Origin of the sequence: Ktedonosporobacter rubrisoli (genome assembly GCF_004208415.1) — a bacterium.
GTDB classification, from domain to species: domain Bacteria; phylum Chloroflexota; class Ktedonobacteria; order Ktedonobacterales; family Ktedonobacteraceae; genus Ktedonosporobacter; species Ktedonosporobacter rubrisoli.
On record NZ_CP035758.1, the window covers coordinates 4,606,264 to 4,625,632 of the forward strand.

Annotated in this window: 16 protein-coding genes; 11 read left to right on the forward strand and 5 right to left on the reverse strand. The window is 51.0% G+C overall.

Annotated elements, in window-relative coordinates; translation table 11 throughout:
* The first annotated feature begins 356 nt into the window (after positions 1 to 356).
* From EPA93_RS20215 to EPA93_RS20230, 3 genes are all read left to right on the forward strand, one after another.
* Positions 357 to 1,445 (forward strand): ATP-binding protein, encoded by a 1,089-nt coding sequence (locus EPA93_RS20215; RefSeq protein ID WP_129889250.1) that lies wholly within the window; start codon positions 357 to 359, stop codon positions 1,443 to 1,445.
* A complete protein-coding gene (locus EPA93_RS20220) occupies positions 1,435 to 2,172 on the forward strand; it encodes a response regulator (protein ID WP_129889251.1) in 738 nt (245 codons plus the stop codon). Before EPA93_RS20215 ends, EPA93_RS20220 begins: the two co-directional genes overlap by 11 nt.
* A gap of 109 nt (positions 2,173 to 2,281) precedes the next feature.
* Positions 2,282 to 5,053 (forward strand): dynamin family protein, encoded by a 2,772-nt coding sequence (locus EPA93_RS20230; RefSeq protein ID WP_165423276.1) that lies wholly within the window; start codon positions 2,282 to 2,284, stop codon positions 5,051 to 5,053.
* Between the two features lie 805 nt (positions 5,054 to 5,858).
* On the opposite strand, the gene EPA93_RS20235 is transcribed toward EPA93_RS20230, so the two are convergent.
* The 4 genes from EPA93_RS20235 to EPA93_RS20250 all read right to left on the reverse strand — a co-directional run bounded on the left by EPA93_RS20235 (position 5,859) and on the right by EPA93_RS20250 (position 9,454).
* Positions 5,859 to 6,899: an energy-coupling factor transporter transmembrane component T family protein gene (locus tag EPA93_RS20235; protein WP_129889254.1), complete on the reverse strand. Its 1,041-nt coding sequence runs from the start codon at positions 6,897 to 6,899 to the stop codon at positions 5,859 to 5,861.
* Between the two features lie 89 nt (positions 6,900 to 6,988).
* Positions 6,989 to 7,855: an energy-coupling factor transporter ATPase gene (locus EPA93_RS20240; RefSeq protein WP_129889255.1), complete on the reverse strand. Its 867-nt coding sequence runs from the start codon at positions 7,853 to 7,855 to the stop codon at positions 6,989 to 6,991.
* Complete coding sequence (locus tag EPA93_RS20245; RefSeq protein ID WP_242527454.1) at positions 7,852 to 8,712, reverse strand: energy-coupling factor transporter ATPase; 861 nt, start codon at positions 8,710 to 8,712, stop codon at positions 7,852 to 7,854. Before EPA93_RS20245 ends, EPA93_RS20240 begins: the two co-directional genes overlap by 4 nt.
* Positions 8,684 to 9,454 carry a DUF2232 domain-containing protein gene (locus EPA93_RS20250; protein ID WP_129889256.1) on the reverse strand — a complete coding sequence of 257 codons (771 nt, stop codon included), beginning with the start codon at positions 9,452 to 9,454 and terminating at the stop codon, positions 8,684 to 8,686. Before EPA93_RS20250 ends, EPA93_RS20245 begins: the two co-directional genes overlap by 29 nt.
* Positions 9,455 to 9,811: 357 nt before the next feature.
* Here EPA93_RS20250 and EPA93_RS20255 point away from each other — a divergent pair, with 357 nt between their 5' ends.
* Together EPA93_RS20255 and EPA93_RS20260 are read left to right on the forward strand one after the other, a co-directional pair.
* Positions 9,812 to 12,088: an ATP-dependent helicase gene (locus EPA93_RS20255; RefSeq protein WP_129889257.1), complete on the forward strand. Its 2,277-nt coding sequence runs from the start codon at positions 9,812 to 9,814 to the stop codon at positions 12,086 to 12,088.
* 232 nt (positions 12,089 to 12,320) lie between these two features.
* The gene (locus EPA93_RS20260) at positions 12,321 to 13,145 is read left to right on the forward strand and encodes a sulfite exporter TauE/SafE family protein (protein ID WP_129889258.1); all 825 of its coding nucleotides are present in this window, start codon (positions 12,321 to 12,323) and stop codon (positions 13,143 to 13,145) included.
* A gap of 33 nt (positions 13,146 to 13,178) precedes the next feature.
* Here the strand turns inward: EPA93_RS20260 and EPA93_RS20265 are convergent, their stop codons facing one another.
* The gene (locus tag EPA93_RS20265; protein WP_165423277.1) at positions 13,179 to 14,108 is read right to left on the reverse strand and encodes a LysR family transcriptional regulator; all 930 of its coding nucleotides are present in this window, start codon (positions 14,106 to 14,108) and stop codon (positions 13,179 to 13,181) included.
* A 559-nt stretch (positions 14,109 to 14,667) separates the two neighbouring features.
* Between EPA93_RS20265 and EPA93_RS20270 the strand changes: the two genes are divergently transcribed.
* The 6 genes from EPA93_RS20270 to EPA93_RS20290 all read left to right on the forward strand — a co-directional run bounded on the left by EPA93_RS20270 (position 14,668) and on the right by EPA93_RS20290 (position 19,331).
* Positions 14,668 to 15,726, forward strand: coding sequence for an ABC transporter substrate-binding protein (locus EPA93_RS20270; RefSeq protein WP_129889260.1), 1,059 nt, complete (start codon positions 14,668 to 14,670; stop codon positions 15,724 to 15,726).
* Between the two features lie 14 nt (positions 15,727 to 15,740).
* On the forward strand, positions 15,741 to 16,601 hold the full coding sequence (locus tag EPA93_RS20275; protein WP_129889261.1) for an ABC transporter ATP-binding protein: 861 nt from the start codon (positions 15,741 to 15,743) through the stop codon (positions 16,599 to 16,601).
* Positions 16,585 to 17,388, forward strand: a complete 804-nt coding sequence (locus tag EPA93_RS20280; protein ID WP_129889262.1) for an ABC transporter permease — start codon at positions 16,585 to 16,587, stop codon at positions 17,386 to 17,388. The genes EPA93_RS20275 and EPA93_RS20280 overlap by 17 nt, the downstream gene beginning before the upstream one ends.
* A 165-nt stretch (positions 17,389 to 17,553) precedes the next feature.
* A complete protein-coding gene (locus EPA93_RS50440) occupies positions 17,554 to 17,682 on the forward strand; it encodes a hypothetical protein (RefSeq protein WP_277988915.1) in 129 nt (42 codons plus the stop codon).
* 8 nt (positions 17,683 to 17,690) lie between these two features.
* A complete protein-coding gene (locus tag EPA93_RS20285; protein ID WP_129889263.1) occupies positions 17,691 to 18,380 on the forward strand; it encodes a sulfite exporter TauE/SafE family protein in 690 nt (229 codons plus the stop codon).
* A gap of 342 nt (positions 18,381 to 18,722) precedes the next feature.
* Entirely contained in the window at positions 18,723 to 19,331 is a 609-nt protein-coding gene (locus EPA93_RS20290; protein ID WP_129889264.1) for a hypothetical protein, read from the forward strand.
* Positions 19,332 to 19,369: the final 38 nt, after the last annotated feature.

Consider the following 19,369-nt stretch of genomic DNA (forward strand, 5'->3'; position numbering starts at 1 on the left):
CGAGAGATCCCAGTAGATCTTAACAGTAGTACCTTCAAACTGGTTAGCCGAGGGCGTAAGAAACTTAGCTATTTGTAGTTTGCTGAGGGCTGGCCCTATTCACTTTTTATAGAAATAGATCAATGAATAGAGTTCCGCCCTGTCATTTTTAAAAGCTTGACTCATCGACATCGTTGTGCGTATAGTTACAATGTAGTCAGTCATATGCATCTACTATAGCCATAGTTAACCCCACGTGCAATTATTTCGCCGCCTCAGCTAGCTGAGGCAGAAGACAGGCCGGGACACGCCCTGGAACCCTTTTCAGATTGCACATTGCATAAGTTAGTCGATAGAGTAGGAAGTGAGTCTCTCGGGTGAACAGAGTTGTTCATTTTTGCATAACCTGGCTTCAGCGCTGGCATCTCTCCCTTTTTGAAAAAGTGATCCTCGTCAATAGTCTTATGCTGATAGGAGAAGCGCTGGCAGGGCTATGGGTAACCAGCCATAACCTGGAGACTCATCACTACCTGATCGACACCAGCTTTATTATCTTCGCCACGCTGCTAACCCTGCTAAGCAACGTTCTCCTGCTTAAAGTGAGCTTTCGTCCGCTATTTAGCCTGCTGGCAACTATTCGTGAAGTCAGCGCGGGGCAAACCCATGCGCGCGCGCCGGGTACTCTTGCAGACTCCGATATTAGCGAACTGGCAGGCGCATTTAATACAATGCTCGATCGCCTTGAGGCTGCCCGGCGCCAGCAGACAGCCTTGATCCTTCAGGCTCAGGAGGAAGAGCAGCGACGTATAGCCCTTGAGCTTCATGACGAAACCGGGCAAAACCTTACGGCTATGCTTATTCATACGGAAGTACTCAATCAGAGTCTGCAGGGATTGCCCGAGCAAGCCATAGCGGAAACGGCGCGCAAGCAGCTTGCTGAAGGGCTCCAGCAACTTAGCGGGCTAACCGAGCAGACCTTAGAAAATATTCGTGTCCTTGCGCAACAGCTACGACCTAGCGTGCTCGACGATCTCGGGTTGCAGGCAGCGTTCCGCTGGCTCGTGGAAGATGGTCAGCAACGCTTACACCTGGACATTGATCTGAGAGTAGAGAGCCTGGAAGAAATCTTGCCAACTTTGACGCCCATCTATGAAACAACGCTCTTCCGCATTGCCCAGGAAAGCCTCACAAATATAGTGCGTCATGCTCAAACTAATAAAGCATCCATTACCCTTACGCGCAAGCAAAACTATATCAGCCTTGAGATACAGGATAACGGATGTGGCTACGATCTAGATCACCATCGCCCAGGCCTCGGCATATTTGGGATGCGCGAGCGCGCCGCATTTCTTGGCGGCAAACTCACTGTCCACACACAGCCCGGGCAAGGCACAATTATACAAGCGCTGCTCCCTTTACCCAGCACATCCCAATCCGTATGTAAGGAGAGAACTTATGGCAGCTGATTCCAGCATAAATGCTCCCGCATCTACTATTCCAATCAGTGTCCTCTTAGCAGATGACCATGATATCCTTCGCCAGGGCCTGAAATTGCTCCTGGGAACGCAACAAGATATCAAGGTTGTCGGAGAGGCTTGCACAGGGATTGAGGCCATAGAAGTGACAATGCAGCTCAAACCTGATATTGTCGTCATGGATATTAGTATGGCCCAGATGGATGGGCTAGAGGCATGCAGGAGAATCCGCAATCAATTACCAACTACCCAGGTGCTTATTCTCACCATGCATGAGAGTGAAGAGTACTTTTTACAGGCCCTACGTGTAGGCGCCGCCGGTTACCTGGTCAAAAAGGCTGCCCCGGCCGACCTCTGCGCCGCTGTACGCACAGTAGCACAGGGAGGCGCTTTCCTGTATCCAGGGCTGGCAAAGGCGCTTATTCGGGCCTATGTCTCTACGGCGCACCATGATCAACCAGTTGCCCCACAACAGCCCGGAAGTGGCAAAAATCCGGCCCTGGCCCACACGCTTAATGTTCTCACCCCCCGCGAAATGGAGGTGCTCAAGTTAGTAGCCGAGGGACGGACGAATCAAGAGATTGCCGATCAACTGGTTCTGAGCATCAAAACGGTTCAAGCTCATCGCGCCAATGTTATGGAAAAGCTGGAATTACATGATATCACGCACCTTGTTCGTTTTGCCATTCGCTATGGCTTGATCACGTCAGATTTATAAAGTTCGATATAGCCTCACAAGTCATATTTTTATTGCTTCTTAACGGCAATGTGTGCTATCATCCCCTCGGTCATACTTTTAAAGTTTGTCAAGGGGGATATGTAGCTTCATGCAATTTATAAGGCAAAGACAACAACTGACCACTTGCCCACAATGTGATAATATTATTCGCATTGATGCAGAATTCTGCAATATATGCGGAAAGCGCTTAAAGGGAGGAGCAGGCAAAGGCCGAACCTCGCATCTAGCGCCGGCTCCCCAGATAGTTTCTCCACCCCCTCCCCCACCAACGCCCACTACATTGGACGCGGAAAATGAGGATGAGGAATATGAAGAGGAATACGAGGATGAAGAAGGCGAGGAGGACGAGGAAGATCTGCCACTAAACCCGCAGCTTCCGTCTGATCCCACGGAGATACTTAATCTCCTGCAGCGCCTGCAAAACCACGCAGAGCAGATGGACCAATACTTTCCTGCCGATCTGGCAGATAAAAACCAGAAATTAGCAGCCTGGAAAAAACAGCTTCTACGCGCCCTGGCTTGCGCGGAAATTTTTGAGCGACCACAGCTCCAAATGATTGAGGCTCAGCAAGTTCTTAGGTTGCGCCATCATCTCGCCGAAGCAGCGCACGCCCTGGATTTTACCCGTGAATATACTGTCAAGATCATCGGCCACGCGGGAGCCGGCAAAAGTACGCTGCTGGCCGCCATGATTGGTCGCGACATCTTTCCCCGCCTGGCGGGCGGGGCCGTTACAGGTGTACGTACACGCATACGCTTATGCCATGAGCAAGAGGCTGAAGAGATGCGTATCCATTTCCTGACGCGTGCAGCCTTCGATGATATGCTCAAACAAACGCAGCAAAGCATTCAGCAAGCACCTAATCCAAGAATGCGCGAAGCTCTGGCCACAGAGCACTCAATCCTGCTTAAGGCCAGCGAGACATTTGCCGAGCGCTATCTCAAGGATGAGCCCTACTGCCAGGTCATCCCACGCGAGCGCTGGAAAGAAGAGAGCAGCCGTTACATCGAAGAACCACCTCGCGCTAGCCAGGAACCACGGCTGATCCGCCTGATCGACTACGTAGAATATACAGTGCATACTAATCCACATTCAATACTTCCGCCAGGCAGCGTTCTTGTAGATTTGCCCGGGGGCTCGGCCGGGCAATTGCGCCATGACGCAATTTTGCGGGAAGAACTTAATGATGTGGATGCAGTCATTCTTGTCATTGGCAACAATCGCTTCGGCGACGATGATCGTACGCAGCGCATCTTTGATCTGGTTCGCCGTAAAATCGTGCAAGGGCGCTCACCCGAAGTGGCTGCGCACATGCTCTTCCTTGCGGTGACCCATTGGGATGAAATCAACTCGGCTGCTAGCCTTGACAAGGCCGTGGGAAGTCTGCGCGCCCTGCTCCGCGATTTACCGCCCAACTACAACAGCTACCATCATCACGGCCCTAGCAATAACCACTTCTTCTATCCCTTGCGTTGTCTTGATGCGCTGCTAGCCACGCTGGGTATTGAAAAGCAAAAATTGGACGAAGATCGCCTTCAGGAGGGCCGCGACTATGCCGGACGCGTGCTGAGCGTCTATCCCGAGCTGCTTGAGATCGATTCAACGCTGCCCACAACCGCCAGTGCGCAGGATTTCCAGAAAGTCACCACTAAGCAACATGATGCTATGCTGCGCTTCAGCGGGCTACCAGAACTTGCGCGCGATCTGCAGGCATTCTTAACCAGCAATCGCTACGAGGTGCAGTTGAGGCAAGCTGAGACTCAGCTCGCCATGGCCCTACAGCATCTTGAGGATCTCTGCTGGGACCATCTCAACAACCTGGGAGTGCATAGCCGCGATCTTCAAGAGCTGCAACAGGAAATGGATCTGCGCAAGAGCAAACGCGGAGTGGGTCGCTTTGAGCAACTCAACAAACGCACAGGAGAGATGCATACGGCCTGGTCAGAAGCGCTCAGTCAGTTTGATACGATGATCAGCACCGACGATAATCCATTTCACCATGCCCTGGCAACAGCCCACGAGCGGGCCGCCCGCCGGGTCAAGATTCGCATCATGCAAGGGCACTTTGATCAATGTATCAAGGTTAGCAGCGGGAGTCAGGCTGCTTCTCCGGCCATGGAAATCGGCACGCGCTGGGTCGATATCGACGGCTGGAGCCTGATCAAGGAACTGCGTTCCAGTTTTAGCGCCGCCCTTGAACGCGAATTGAACGAGCCGGCCCGGGCCCTGGCCGAAGCCTTCCTTATCCCTATTGCGCACAAAGAAGAAATCGACGGTACGTTGGATATCAGCCGGGTAGCACTTGGCGAGTTTGGCGGCGATCTCGATGAGATTCAAAAGGCCTATAACAAGCTCAAGCGCAGTATTCGTGAGAAGGCGCGCGATGTCTGCCTCTATGTTAGCATTGGGGAGTTACTCAACGAAGAGAAATACGCTCCCACCAAGGACGATCCTACGGTCAGCGCACTTTATCGACTCGCCTCAACGCCCAGCAAACCCGACGACGTTGTTCAATCGGCCCGCCAGTTAATGGGCCCGATTCTCGACGTCATATGTGGGAATTTAGCGCGGAGTACAGAGCGTCGCATAGCTCATCTCTTCCGTTACGAGTTGGATAAGTTAGAGAAGCGCCTGATGTACGATAGCACGCGCCTCGATACTCCACCGAACGAGATTCCCGGCATTTTCTCTGACCTGGTGAACAGCCTGTATAGTTTGCTTACCGAACGTGTGCTTACCTCCGAAAATTTGCGCCAACAGCTTGACATACTTCAGGCGCAACGTGAGGCGAGCGTCGATTGTTGGGTTGAGCTGCTTAGCGATACAGAAATGCTAAGAATGGCCTATCGTCAGAATTAGGCCTGGCACGTCTGCCTTACAATTCTGGGCCCTCAAGAGTGTCAGGGTGAACCAGCTATCTCTAGGAGCCACAAATATGTGCCGAACGCGAAGATGGCCGAGGGTCCGGCTTCTAGTGACATGGCACTTATCAATAGTCAGGTAAAGTAAAGAGAGCCAGCATAAGCCGGCTCTCTTCTCCCCAGAATAGGGACCCGTGTGCTGAGTCGTGAGGCACCTCCCCCAAAGCACCTCTTGCATGGGTACCAAGTTCGTAAAAAACGCATTTGCGGGCTTAACCCGCAGGCGCTCTCTTCCCGTCGAACCCGTGGGTACGCGTCCTTTACCGCGTGTCGTTACGAAGCGGCAGAAAGTCCCCCCCAGGACATTTCTCCGCGCGGCATTCCCCGGCATACGCACAGGGCATCTTCCTTGTATCCAGAGATCAGCCAACTGCCATCGGGAACAAAAACAGTAGCGATCATCTGCCCCGGGATATCGAAGAGCCTCGCCCTCCTGCTTTTCCGTGGAATCGCGGTACAACAGACTTCCGTGCAAGGCAACCCGGCGTGTCTTCCCACGCCCCCAGAACAGGCTGAGTTCTTGCTATCAATGGTAGCACGCTCGGTCCTGGACCTGGCAACATCCGTTCCCTGCAATAATGTTAGCTGTTTCATAGTAAGATATGGTTGATAACGTGTTAAGATATTATGAAGATTTAGCACAATACTCTGCAGAGGGTTAAGAAAACTCCATTCATTGCGCCACTTAGAAGCAGCCTTCATTTTATGGCTATAAGAAATACTTGTCTTTCATGGAGGGCCCGCTAAAAAAGCAAGCTGCCTAAAGTAGCTAGCAGCACCACACCCAGCACGATATAATCAAGTCTGCCAAGCGAGGTTTCGTGCAACATAACCTGTTTTCCATCGGCCTGATAGCCTCGCGCCTCCAGAGCAACAGCCAGCTCTGAAGCTCGGCGCAATATATTCTGCATTAAAGGCCCAAAGAGAGCTACAAGACTTTGCAGGCGTTCACGCCCCGTTCCATGCATAATATCGGCACCACGAGCAGTCTGAGCCTTCATCAACAATCCCACCTCTTCTACCAGCGTAGGAATGAAGCGCAGAGCCAGCAAGCTCATGAGCGCAAAATCATCTACAGGCAGCTTTAACGCTCGCAAAGGTGAAAGTAACAGCGTCAGGCCTTCAACTAGCATGACAGGCGTTGTCGTCATTGTCAGGAGCAGAGACAACACATAGAGCACAAGCATCACCACATACACAGTGAATATGCTCCATACGTTGTACTCCGTGACGAGCAGAGGGCCTAGCAGATAGGCATGGCCCGGCTGAGTCCCGACAGTTAACCACATGAACAAAGCTGCCATCAGCAGAATTATAATTAACCAGATGCGCAAGCGCTTAAAGCCAGCTCTTTGCCAGCGTTTGCGCCAGGCTGCTATCGGCAGGAGTGATGCTAAAAACAGGCTCAGCGCTATCCCGGCGCATATAAGCACTATCTGTGAAAGAAAGCCATAAAATACCGGCATAGGACCAATGGTCAAGAGAATTTTGCTCCCTCGGGGAGAGGCAAACAGCAGACCTAGAGAGCCAATCGCCATCAGGATCATCAAAAGCCAGGTGCGCTTCCAGATTTCGCGCGGTGCCACACCTGCTAGAGCAACTCCTGTCAGAATAAGTACAATTGCCATTATGTAAGGCACAAAATGCCAGCGGTGCGGTTGGGCCAAGAGCGTCAACCAGATCACAATCCAGAGCAAAGCCAGCAACTTTGTACGAGCTCGTAACCGATGCAAGAGGCTACTGCCAGGATAATAGATCCCCAGCGAGATATTTTCTAGTAACATAGCTTTTCACAAACTTTTTTTGAGCTAGCAACAGTTTTTTTACATATGCTTTATGCAAGGCAGGGAGCTCTACGCTCATATTTAGCAGGCTAGTCCCCACTCGTGCGCCGTCTCTCTGCCGCAAATAATGCGATAACATCCTCAAGCGTGGCCACATCCTTTGGAATAGCCATACCCCTCTCGCGAAGTAAACTCAAGAGCTCATTGAGGGGAGGCGCAGCCAGGCCCCATTTATGCAGTTGTGCCCCAAGCATGAAGACTTCCCGTGGCTTCCCCTGCATGACCAGCATTCCTTTGTGCAGCACAAAGAGCGTATCGGCCAGCATAGACACCTCAGCCATATCATGGGATACCAGGACTATTGTCATGCCTTGCTCTTTCTGCATACTACGCAGATAGGTATAAAACTCGGCGCGTCCGGCCGCATCGAGCCCTACCGTTGGCTCATCCATCACTAAAATTTCAGGAGCCATAGCCAGCACACCGGCCAGAGCAACTCTACGTCTCTGACCACCGCTTAGCTCAAATGGCGAGCGATGACCATATTCAGGCCCTGGCAAACCGACTGTCTCCAGAGCCTGAAGTACACGTGTACGGATCTCGCGACGGCTCATCTGCAGACGTCGGGGTCCAAAGGCCACATCAGCAAATACACTTGGCGCAAATAGCTGCGTCTCCGAGAACTGGAAGAGCATGCCTACCCTCTGACGCAAGCGGCGTAGATCAGCCCCGGCGCGCACCTGCTGACCATCCACCACAATTGTTCCATCACTGGGCAAGAGCAAGCCATTAAAATGCTGTACCAGCGTTGTTTTGCCTGAGCCAGTCACGCCAATGATAGCAGCACAGCTCCCTCGCGCAATCTCTAGATTAATATCGATCAGAGCCGCTTTCCGCAGCGCGCCTGATTGATAGTTATGAGAAAGATGGCTGGCCACAATGATAGGCTCGCTCAATGTTCTAACTCCCTCGCAATTGCTTCTATAGTGATAGCCTCATCTGAAAGTGGTATACCTATCTCCCGTAAGCGCACCGCCAACTCAACAGGCTCTGGAATGGCAAGCCGTAAGGCACGTAGCCGGTCCAGATCCGTGAATACCACGGCAGGCGGGCCATCCAAGACGATCTGTCCTTGCTCCATTACCACAATCCTTTGCGCATAGGCGGCCTCTTCTAATAAATGGGTTACCTGCACTACAGTTAATCCAGACTGCTGATTAAGCTGGCGCAAGAGCTGCGAGATTTCCTGGCGCGAAAGCGGATCAAGCATTGAAGTGGCCTCATCCGCGATAATACACTGTGGACGCAGAGCCAGTACTCCCGCAATTGCCAGGCGCTGACGCTGGCCACCAGATAGCCTGTGCGGAGGTAGAAAACGGAGCTCGCTAATCCCAACTGCCGCCATTGCTTGCTCAACGCGCTCATAAATCTGTTCAGCCGGCATACCACGCAGGGCCAGAGACCAGGCCACATCATCCTCGACCACCGTAGCAATAATCTGATTATCGGGATTCTGAAAGATCATTCCTACCCGCTCACGCACACTTTGCCAGTTTGACGCCTCACGCGTATCGAAGCCAGCCACCAGCACACTACCCTTATCAGGAAGGAGCAGAGCATTGCAATGGCGGGCCAGCGTCGACTTGCCGCTTCCATTATGCCCCAATAAGGCTATATGCTCTCCTTCCTGAATTTGCAAGCTCACTTCACGCAAGACCGGTGCGCCCACCTTCCCACTTTTTGTTCTTCCCGAATCAGGATACGCATAACTAATATTACGAATATCAATAAGCGGCTTTGCTTTCATGCTCATCACCATGCCTCCTGCCAAACAAGCCTTCTTTTCGCCATTTTCTGATCCGATATGCACTACGTAGCCAAAACTTATTCATTCTGTTGCCGGGAAATGGACGCACTTTGTAGCCCAGCAGACGTACACAAAAATTAGTAACCGCGTAAATGATAGTTACGACAGGAACGAAGAATATCCATAAGCATGCATAGATCGCTATCGGCCAATGAGCAAAGGCCCAGGTAGCGACAGCCGTCACAAGTGGGTAGATCTGTTGTCCCCACCACATTCCCAGACCAAGCCTGCCGGCCACCAATCCCAATAGAGAAAGCACAATTCCGTATACGCGCTGCAATTGCGTAATAATGCTTATAAACACTGTACCGGTAAATAGATCAAACAACCACAATATTCCAAAGAAGCTAAGCGCGCCAAAGGTTACTCCAAGCAGCAGCAGCAGAATATGATGAAAGTGCCATCTCATAGCCAGGCCCAGAAAAATTCCAGCCGCATCGGATAACAATACGAAGGGCAGATACTGCGGCCCTAAAACGATCCCCACAAGAAAGAGTGTGACACATGTAGCCATAAGGGCAACATATACACCACGGCGCAAAACAAGGACCGTAAATACAATCATCATAAGCAGACGAAAGAAATTTCCGCCCACAGGTAAATAGGCATTGAGCAACTGAAAAATGACCGCAGCATCGGCTAGCAGCGCTCCCTCAGCGATTTCTATTGCGCTTAACTTCCGGAACATCAAATCTCCTTCATGGCCTCCAGCATACCCATCGCAGTAAGTTTTGCCCTATTTTCTATCGCTAGTAGCAATTATCGTTCTATTCTAACGCACCAGAGCCAGGCTACGCATGCACTCGAAGACATATCTGCTGGCATGTGCAACCTTTGCAAAAGCAAGAAGGCAATCTATTCATACATACGCACTATACAGCAACCAGTTTTATAACCGCTGCATCATACCATACCGAATTGATATAGGACCTCCACAGCCGCTTTCTCCTATTGCCAATTTGCATCATATCATGCTATAGTACTTGACCGTGGCAATAAGTAGAACATTAGTAGAACATTGCAGTAGCTAGGAAGAGATCGTTGAATGGCTGCACAGGGAGCAAAGCATAAGACACATACACGTATATCTTCGACCCCACTATTTACAGCTAATGCGCAACAGGAGGCAGCTATAGCCCATACGCAGGGTCCAGCTGCTTTTATTGCAGCCGCAGGAACAGGCAAAACGTCTATTCTCGTGCAACGTCTTGTACGTCTCATAGCAGATGAGGGCGTTGCCCCCGAAACTATACTCTGCGTCACCTTTACCCGCGCTGCCGCCGACGAAATGGAGAAGCGGGCGCTGAAAGCCTTAAAAGCGCGTGGTAAGGCGGCTAAAGATCTCAAAACCCTGCGCGTTGTGACCTTCCACGGACTTGGCCATCAGATGTTGCGCGAGAAGCTCCAATGGGCTCCGCAGGAATTGAACCAGCGCTTGATCAGCGGCGATCCACGCCAATGGCTCGCGGAGGATATCACCCGCCCCTGGCGTAGCAATCGCACCCGGGGCATGAACTGGGATGTCGATATCGCCGATGTGCTCAGGGCAGTAGATCGTGCTAAAGAAAGTTTGATTACGCCAGAACAATCTGCTGCCTTTTTCAGCGCCGATCTTGCCATCGAAAGCGAGTTGGCCGCGAGATATCAGGAATTCTTTGAGCACTATGAGCAAACAAAACGCAAAGAAAAGCTTTATGACCTATCCGATCTGATTTATGTTCCCCTGCTTTTGCTCGAAAGTAGTCCCAAGTTCCGCAAGACCTGGCAGGGGCGCTATCTCTATCTACAGGTTGATGAGACGCAGGATACCAATCCGTCGCAATACCAGCTTATTCAGTACCTGGCCGCGCCCAAACATAATGTTGTAGTCGTAGGAGACCCGGACCAGGCTATCTATCAATTTCGCGGCGCCAGTCCCGAGGCCTCGATCCTATCGTTTCAGTCTATGTATCCTAAAGGCAAGATCTACCGCATTGAACATAACTACCGCTCAACGCCGCAGATCCTCGATGCCGCCAACCGCTTGATCGCCCAAAACGATATTACTCCAGGCTTTGAAAAAATCCTTCGTCCTACGCAGCCAGATGGCGCCCCCGTTTGCGTCACAGCCTACGAGGATCAAGAAAGCGAGGCCGAAGGTATTGCCAACCGCATTGACCAGCTTATCCGTACCTGGCGCGAACAGACCATCAGCCTCTCCTACCGCGATATTTTTGTTCTCTCCCGCACTAATCATCACCTCTCTCATCTAGAAATCGCCCTGGCGCGTGCGCGCGTTCCTTATCGCACTGTCGGCGGCTCATCTTTCTTCAAACGCAAGACAACACGCGATATCCTTGCTTATCTTGCCCTCGTCGACGGCGTGCGCATCCACCAGGAATATCTGGCAGCGCGCAACGGACCTCAGCCGCTCAAATGGGACAACGTATTCACGCCGGTTCACTGCGGCGAGCAGAATACAGCCTTTCGCGCAGTAGCTAACATTCCTTCTCGCGCCTATTTTGCCCGCACTGGCAAGACCTCTCACCGCTTTACGCCAACCTTTTTCGCTACGCTCTCAGCCTATGCCAGCGGCCGCCCCCTGCTACAATTCTGTGAGGAACAGAGTTACAACATTCCCGCCGAGCATCAGCTTGGCGCTAAAGATTTCGTGGCCTTAATACGCAGCGTCTGGGAGAAATGTAACAATCAGCCTGTAGAAGCAATTAAGCTGATCAGACAATTTGCCTACGATACGCATCTACGCCACTACGATACTAAGCACAAAGAGAGCCAGGAAGAGGACGTGGAAACGCCTTCTGCTCCCGATGAGGGAAAGCTGGAGGGCCGCTATGATGAGCTAGAAGAGCTGCAGCAGATCGCGAAGCAGCATCGTACCATTCGCCACTTTTTACGCGCCATGACTCAGTTGAAAGAGCAGGCCGAGGACAGCAGTAAGAACAAGCGCGATTGTGTAAGCCTGATGACCATCCATAAATCAAAGGGCCTGGAAAGCCCCCTGGTCTTTGTAATGGGCCTGACAGAAGGTATCTTCCCACATCGGCGCTCATTCACGATGGCGGAGGATGGGCCTGTAGAGACGTCGGCTATCGCCGAAGAGCGGCGCCTGGCTTATGTGGCCTTTACACGCGCCCAGAAACAGCTTTTCCTCTCCTCTATTCTGCGCTATCGCGGAGGAGATGCCATCCCTTCTCGCTTTATTCAGGAGGCTGGACTTAAGCCAACTGACGAAGATGGGGTCCTCAATCCCTACCTGATCAAGCGCGATGGCACGCCCCGCAAATTAAGCCCACTTGTCACAACACCTTCATTATTTGATTGATTTTTCAGAGTCCTTATTGTAACAGCAGGTGCACTTCGTAAGCATCTGCTACATGAGCGATAGGGACTTTGCGCCTTATTTATGCCAACTAATGGGCTGTAGCCATTGACTTCTCAAGCAGATTTGTGTATTCTCTTCTACTGAGAGATGTAACTACTGTTTCAAACAAGCTACCGACAGTAGAGCTGCGCATGACACTATACTGCACACAAGTGTATGGGGAGGTAAGGCCTTGGATTACCGTATTTCGCTGGTTGGATTGTTTATCGGCATTCTTGTCGGCCTCACAGGCATGGGAGGAGGATCGCTTCTAGCGCCCATTATGATTCTGTTCTTCAAGATCCCGCCGGTCTGGGCAGTTGGAACCGATATTGCTTACTCGACCATCACCAAGTCGGTTGGCTCCCTTGTACACATCCGACAAAAGAATGTTAATTTCAAGGTTGCCTTCTTGCTGGCCGCGGGCAGTATTCCAGCCACGCTGCTCAGCGTCACACTCGTTCAGAGCTTGCACAAACAATATAGTCATCTAATCGATACCTTCATTCTGCACGCCCTTGGCGTCACGCTTCTCCTGGTAGCTATATTGCTCGTCACCAAGCCAATCATCATGAAATGGCTTGAACGGCGCAACTTCGAAGCCCAGAAGCGTGCGGCCCTTCGCGGCCAGCCACTCGGCGAAAAAACTGGTCGCTGGGAGAAATATTATCGTCCAGCGTTTACTATCCTGGTCGGGGCAGTGGTTGGCTTTCTTGTTGGCTTGACCTCGGTCGGTAGTGGAACATTAATTATTGCCGCTGTGGCTTTTATGTTCCCCAAACTTGGCCCTAAAGAGCTGGTCGGGACTGATATTTTCCAGGCCTTTATGCTCCTGGCCTCAGGCTCCATAGGCTATCTGACTTCGGGTACCGTCAATTGGCCCATGGTCTTCCTGCTCTTGCTTGGCTCAATTCCCGGCGTACTGCTTGGCAGCAAGTTAAGCAAATATATCCCGGACCGCTATATGCGTCCACTGATCGCTACAGTCCTGGCCGTTTCCGGCTTTAAGCTCATCTAAGCTGGATCTGCCCCGCATGGAAAGAATGCTCGATTACTTGCTCTCATCTGGCACACGCTGTAATTCTGGCTCATGGTTAAGTGCCGGGCGCAAAAACGCGCAGAAGGCTTGCGCGGCCCGCGACAACTGCTTATCAACACGGATAATCAGACTAAGTTGAGGACGCATGTCAAGGCCGTCCACGGCAATATGTACAAGATCGCCCTTGGCAAGCTCACGCTGCACCGTCAGCGAGGAAACAATGGCAGCGCCTACGCCACTCATGACCATCTGTTTGATGGCCTCATTATCGGTAAGTGTAAGCAGCGGACGGACTTGCACATTATGTCGAGCCAACCCCTTTTCAATGACCTCGCGAACTCCACTACCTTGCTCACGCAACAGCAATTCCCCCTCGCCTAGATCCGCCGGCTTCACTTCTTGCAGCTGGCTCCAGCGATGGGCAGATCCCACGACTAGTATAAGCTCATCATAAGCAAATACCTCAACCTTCAATCCCGAGGGCAAGGCTGAGGGTGGGCCTTCTACTAAGCCAAAATCTAGATTCCAGTTAAGCGTCTCTTCTACAATTTCGTGCGAGTTCAGGATCGATATATTGAGCGTCACCTGCGGATAACGCGCGCGAAAACGCGCAACAATTGGAGGCAAGAGGTACACGCCAGCTGTAGTGTTAGCGGCAAGCGTTACCTCACCACCCTCTACATCCCGCAATGCGGTCAGGGCATCTTCCATCTCGCGCTCAAGCGCAAAGATCTGCCGAGCATAATTCTGTAATACACGGCCAGCATGCGTCAAAGCGATTCTTCTTCCTTGCCGCTCAACCAGTTCAAGACCTATCTCATGCTCCAGGCTCTGAATAGTCTTTGTTACTGCAGGCTGGCTCAGATTCAGCTCTTCAGAAGCTCGCGTAATATGTTCAAGCTCGGCAACTTTCAAAAATACACGCAAATTTTGCAAATTCATATCTATCTCCATGCTCTAAATAGGAGCCCTGACATTGCTCAATTAGCAGTAAGCAATCGGATAACAAGAATAATATCAAAAAAGACTGCAAATTCACAGAGATAAACCCGTATTAGGCCAGGGCTTATGAGGAAAGGATAGAGAGAACAGTTCCTGGCGAACAGAAAATCGGAAAGCAGCGCACAATTTCAGCCACCCAGGACAATTTCGTATTTAATTTAGCTCGGTTCTCTCATTATATTCAATCAGTATAAACCTCTTAACTTATTTTAAACCAAGAGCTCCTGTCACACCATACCCAGATCTTCTCTATCTCTATCAACGTATAAAGGATCTTCACACTCCTGGCTTTCAAATTATGTCTACGCGATAACCAGGGAGAATGCATAGAATAACTAAATATCATAATATAACCAAAAGTAATCGCAAAAATAACTTGAAAGAATGATATAAATATGTTAGCCTTTCTAGTAAGGCAGAGATATGCCCTGAGATCATTGCTGATATTGTTATTACTTATTTCAATCATATTACGGTACAAAATAAGGAGATGTAGCTTGTGAAGGCTTTTCCAGGCAAATTTGCTAGCGCCGCAACGCTTTTGATCTTGCTGGCACTCACTTTAGCGTCTTGCGGCAGTGAAGCATCCGGCAGCGGCCCAAAATCTGTAACTATACATCTTGGTTATTTCCCTAACATTACGCATGCCGTCGCCCTGGTAGGAGTGGAGCGAGGCACTTTTAAGCAGGCCTTTGGCCCTGATGTGACACTTGATACAAAGACTTTTAATGCCGGACCATCCTTAATTGAAGCTCTCTTTGCAGGAGATATTGATATTGGTTATGTTGGACCCAACCCGGCAATCAACGGCTATGTGAAAAGCAAGGGCAGCGCGCTACGCATCATAGCCGGGGCTTCCAGCGGTGGTGCATCTCTTATCGTCAGGCCGGGAGCGCATATCCAAAGCGCTCGCGATCTCAACGGCAAGAAAATTGCCTCACCCGAGCTAGGAGGTACTCAGGATATTGCTCTGCGCCATTATCTTCAACAGCAAGGCTTGAAAACTGCCGATAAAGGCGGCACAGTGCAAGTTATACCAACCAAAAATCCCGATATCGTGACACTATTCAAGCAAGGGCAACTCGATGGCGCCTGGGTTCCTGAGCCCTGGGCCTCTACCCTCGTTCAACAGGACAATGGACAAGTCTTCCTCGACGAACGCTCCCTCTGGCCCGGCCATCAATTCGTCACTACTAACGTTGTTGTGCGCAAGCAGTTCCTTGACCAACATCCGGATCTGGTAGAGAAGTTTTTACAGGCCCATGTAGATACGGTACAGTACATTAAGAGCAATCTCGATAGCACCAAAACTATCGTTAACAGCGAGATTAAACGCCTCACCGGTAAAGCGCTACAACCATCAATTATCGATTCTTCTTTCAAGAACCTCGATATTACTTATGATCCGCTGGCCCAATCGCTTTACCAATCTGCCGATTCAGCTTTTGCCCTGGGCTTCCTGGGCTCCAGTAAGCCGGATCTCCATGGCATCTATGAGCTCAAGCCGCTTAACGCAGTTCTTTCTTCCAAGAAGTTAGCGCCGATAGCTGAATCATAAGGGAGATAGCAGCCATGCAACAACAAACACTCAGCCATACTGGTTCTGCCATATCTGCAGCGCGCCACAACAAATCGGCGGAGGGAGGTATCCCATTGCAGATCCGAGGCGTGGAAAAAACCTTCTCTCAGCGTGGCCGCCTGGTCGCCGCGCTGAGCACTATAGATCTAGACATAGCGGCAGGAGAATTCGTCTGTATCCTTGGCCCCAGTGGCTGCGGCAAATCAACCCTGCTCAGCATTATTGCCGGCCTGGAGGAAGCCAGCGGCGGTACTGTCCAGGCGGATGGAAAAGTTGTGCAGGGACCCGGTACAGATCGCATTCTTCTCTTTCAGGAGGCTGCCCTCTTTCCCTGGCTGGATGTCCAGGGCAACGTTGAGTTCGGCCTGCGTCAGGTGGGCATAGGAGCTCGCGAGCGCGCCAGGATAGCGCATCAATATATCGAGCTTGTACACCTTAAAGGCTTTGAACACAGTTATGCCCATCAGCTTTCAGGAGGCATGCGCCAGCGGGCAGCAATTGCCAGAGCCCTGGCCATCGATCCTGCCGTCCTGCTTATGGACGAGCCCTTTGGCGCACTTGATGCGCTAACGCGAGATCGCTTGCACACCGAGCTGGAGGCCATCTGGTCAACTACACGCAAAACTGTAGTATTTGTTACGCATAATGTACGCGAGGCTGTGGCCCTGGGTGATCGTGTCCTGGTTTTTTCGCCCCGTCCCGGCCGCATCGTGCATGAGTTCCATATCGATTTCCCCCGCCCACGCTCACTAGAGAACCACCTGCTTGTCGATAAGGCCGCCGAGATCTTGAGCGTACTAAGCGAGGCAATGGAAAGCCAGGAAAAGGAGGGGGATCATGGCGCGCGCGCTTAATCCGGCTGCCGGCCCGACTATCAGCATTCCCTGGGCAAAGGTATTACGCAAAACTATATTCTTCGCTTGCCTGCTGGCGCTGTGGGAAGCCCTGGCCCGCACGGGCATATGGCCGGATTATCTTTTTCCCGGCCCATTGGCAGTTGCCGATAAATTGATCAGCGGCTTTGGTGATAGCTCCTTTTTCATCGCTATACTGGTTAGCTTACGTCGCCTACTTATTGGCTATTGTATCTCGCTAGTCGTCGGCGTTATCTTTGGGCTCCTCATCGGGCGCAATAAGCTAATCGAGGAGACGCTTGGTTCGCTGGTGCTCGGCCTACAGGCGCTTCCTAGCGTCTGCTGGATTCCTCTAGCTATTCTCTGGTTTGGCCTCTCCGAACAGGCTATGACCTTTGTAGTAGTGATGGGAGCGCTGTTTTCAATTATTCTTGGTGTGGTCGCCGGGGTAAAAAATACGCCTCCGGTTTACCTCAAGGCCGCACGCAATATGGGATCGCATGGACTTCCTCTGGCGTTACAGGTTATCCTTCCTGCCGCGCTTCCCACTATTCTTACGGGCTTGAAGCAAGGCTGGACGTTTGCCTGGCGCTCTCTTATGGCGGCTGAATTGATCTACATCACAGTGAGCCTGGGTGGGTTGTTGGATACCGGACGCAACCTTAACGATACCGCACAGGTCATTGCAGTTATGCTTATCATCATCGCCATTGGCGCAGCTATCGATGCGATATTCTTCACTCCCCTGGAGAAACGCGTACGCGAGCGCTGGGGCCTGGCACGCTAACTATCTGAGATTAGGAGAGGCGCAACTTGCGTTGTAGCCTCTCAGGAGTAAGTAGAGATGAAGACGGGCACCTGTATAAAGAGCAAGCGGCCCTATGCATCCTTGGGCAAATTCTAGTGTGGCTGTTATGTCGATTTTGTGTCAGTCTTGCCAGGAGGTGTTAGCTTGGACTATCGGATCACCGCGGTTGGCTTACTCATAGGCGTGCTTATTGGCTTAACAGGTATGGGTGGTGGCTCACTACTCTCACCAATTATGATTCTCATCTTCCGTGTTCCCCCGTCTGGGCAGTAGCCACAGATATTACCTATTCAACCTTTACTAAGGGCGTTGGCAGCCTGCTCCACATGCGCCAGAAACATGTTAACTTCGAGGCGGCTTTGTGGCTAGCCTGTGGCAGCGTCCCGGCCATGCTTCTTAGTGTGTTTGTCGTCCAATACATCCGCAAACAATTTGGCATGACGATCAATAATGTAATTATTCATGCCATTGGCTTTACCTTACTTCTTGTAGCTCTGCTTATTGTAATTAAGCCATATCTTTTGCGCAGTATCGACCGTAGGAACATTGAAAAGCAGAAGCAGGCGGCACTTGATGGTCAAGGGCTCGACACAAGCAAAACCAGCAAATGGGAGAAGAGATATCGCCCTATGCTGACGGCTCTGGTTGGAGCTGTTGTGGGCTTTCTGGTTGGTCTGACTTCGGTGGGCAGCGGTACATTGATTATTGTCTCCATCGCCTTTTTATATCCTCGCCTCACTCCCAAGGAGCTGGTTGGCACTGATATCTTTCAGGCATTTTTGCTCTTGCTGTCAGGCGTGCTTGGTTACGCGGGCACTGGCGATATTAATTGGCCCATGGTAGGAATGTTACTGCTTGGCTCGCTGCCCGGAGTATATCTTGGCAGCATGGCTAGCAAGTATGTTCCCAACCGCTACCTCAGCCCAATTCTTGCAGTTGTCTTAGTAATCTCGGGACTTAAGATGATCTAAGCCTTAAACCAACAGCCGGAGCGTGCTCCGGCTGTTTCCTTTTTTGGGCAGCTGATGAAGGTATCGACAATCTCATCCTCATGCAGTACAATGGGCTTCTCAGCAATCCATTCATCGGTAATATACTATCCCAACTTATTTTGACGTGCACTCTCTCTATTATCTCTAACCCACGCCGATAAGCGTTCTAAGAAAAAGATCCTGGCGAGCCTAAGCGCCTATTTGCCCGGCCAACAGACGGGCTCTGATTGTATTTTATCGCTTTTACGGCGTTTACTTAAACATATCATTATTTATCTTTTTCAATTTTTATATATGCTATCTCAGGAGGAGATTTTACATATGCAACGTTGTCCTCAATGCTCTCTTGATAACAGGGCTGATGATTACTATTGTGCTCGTTGCGGAACGCTACTACAGGATACATCCGACAATACACAGCTCAGCCCTCGAAATGTGGTAATACCTCCGCCACCGCCATCGGCTCACGCCTATCAACCTACGACGCCAGCTTCATTTTCACAAGCCAGCCACAAACCCGACGCACCTTTTTCCCTTCCCCCAACATCCACTGATAAAACACAAAAGCAGCTACGCCCCCGAGCTCATACCTTACTCTGCGTTATTCTCTATGTGCTTGGTATCAGCTTCATAGCCTTTGGCACATTTGGAGCCCTTATTCCGTTTGCCAGTAATGCCTTAGACGCTTCTATTCTTTTTGTTATATTCATTGGTGGTCTTTTTGGTCTCGTCCCAATCCTGAAATATCACAAAACTTCTCGTCTGCGCTGGTGGCAACGCTTGTTATGGATCATAGGTACAATCGTGGTCGGCTTCCTCATACTCGCGCTCGCCCCTTCTCTTATAAAAGTCGTGTCTGCACAGTACATTGCCATAGGAGGCACTATGATCATTGGGGGCCTGCTCATCACGATCTTCGCTTTCAGTTAATACGCAGAGCACGCTAACAGGGCAGTCTTCTTGCCCTA

Coding starts and splice junctions, on each gene's coding strand:
- EPA93_RS20220 (WP_129889251.1), top strand. CDS start 1,435: ATGGCAGCTGATTCCAGCATAAATGCTCCCGCATCTACTATTCCAATC.
- EPA93_RS20230 (WP_165423276.1), top strand. CDS start 2,282: ATGCAATTTATAAGGCAAAGACAACAACTGACCACTTGCCCACAATGT.
- EPA93_RS20235 (WP_129889254.1), bottom strand. CDS start 6,899: ATGTTACTAGAAAATATCTCGCTGGGGATCTATTATCCTGGCAGTAGC.
- EPA93_RS20245 (WP_242527454.1), bottom strand. CDS start 8,712: ATGAGCATGAAAGCAAAGCCGCTTATTGATATTCGTAATATTAGTTAT.
- EPA93_RS20250 (WP_129889256.1), bottom strand. CDS start 9,454: ATGTTCCGGAAGTTAAGCGCAATAGAAATCGCTGAGGGAGCGCTGCTA.
- EPA93_RS20255 (WP_129889257.1), top strand. CDS start 9,812: ATGGCTGCACAGGGAGCAAAGCATAAGACACATACACGTATATCTTCG.
- EPA93_RS20265 (WP_165423277.1), bottom strand. CDS start 14,108: ATGAATTTGCAAAATTTGCGTGTATTTTTGAAAGTTGCCGAGCTTGAA.
- EPA93_RS20275 (WP_129889261.1), top strand. CDS start 15,741: ATGCAACAACAAACACTCAGCCATACTGGTTCTGCCATATCTGCAGCG.
- EPA93_RS20280 (WP_129889262.1), top strand. CDS start 16,585: ATGGCGCGCGCGCTTAATCCGGCTGCCGGCCCGACTATCAGCATTCCC.
- EPA93_RS20290 (WP_129889264.1), top strand. CDS start 18,723: ATGCAACGTTGTCCTCAATGCTCTCTTGATAACAGGGCTGATGATTAC.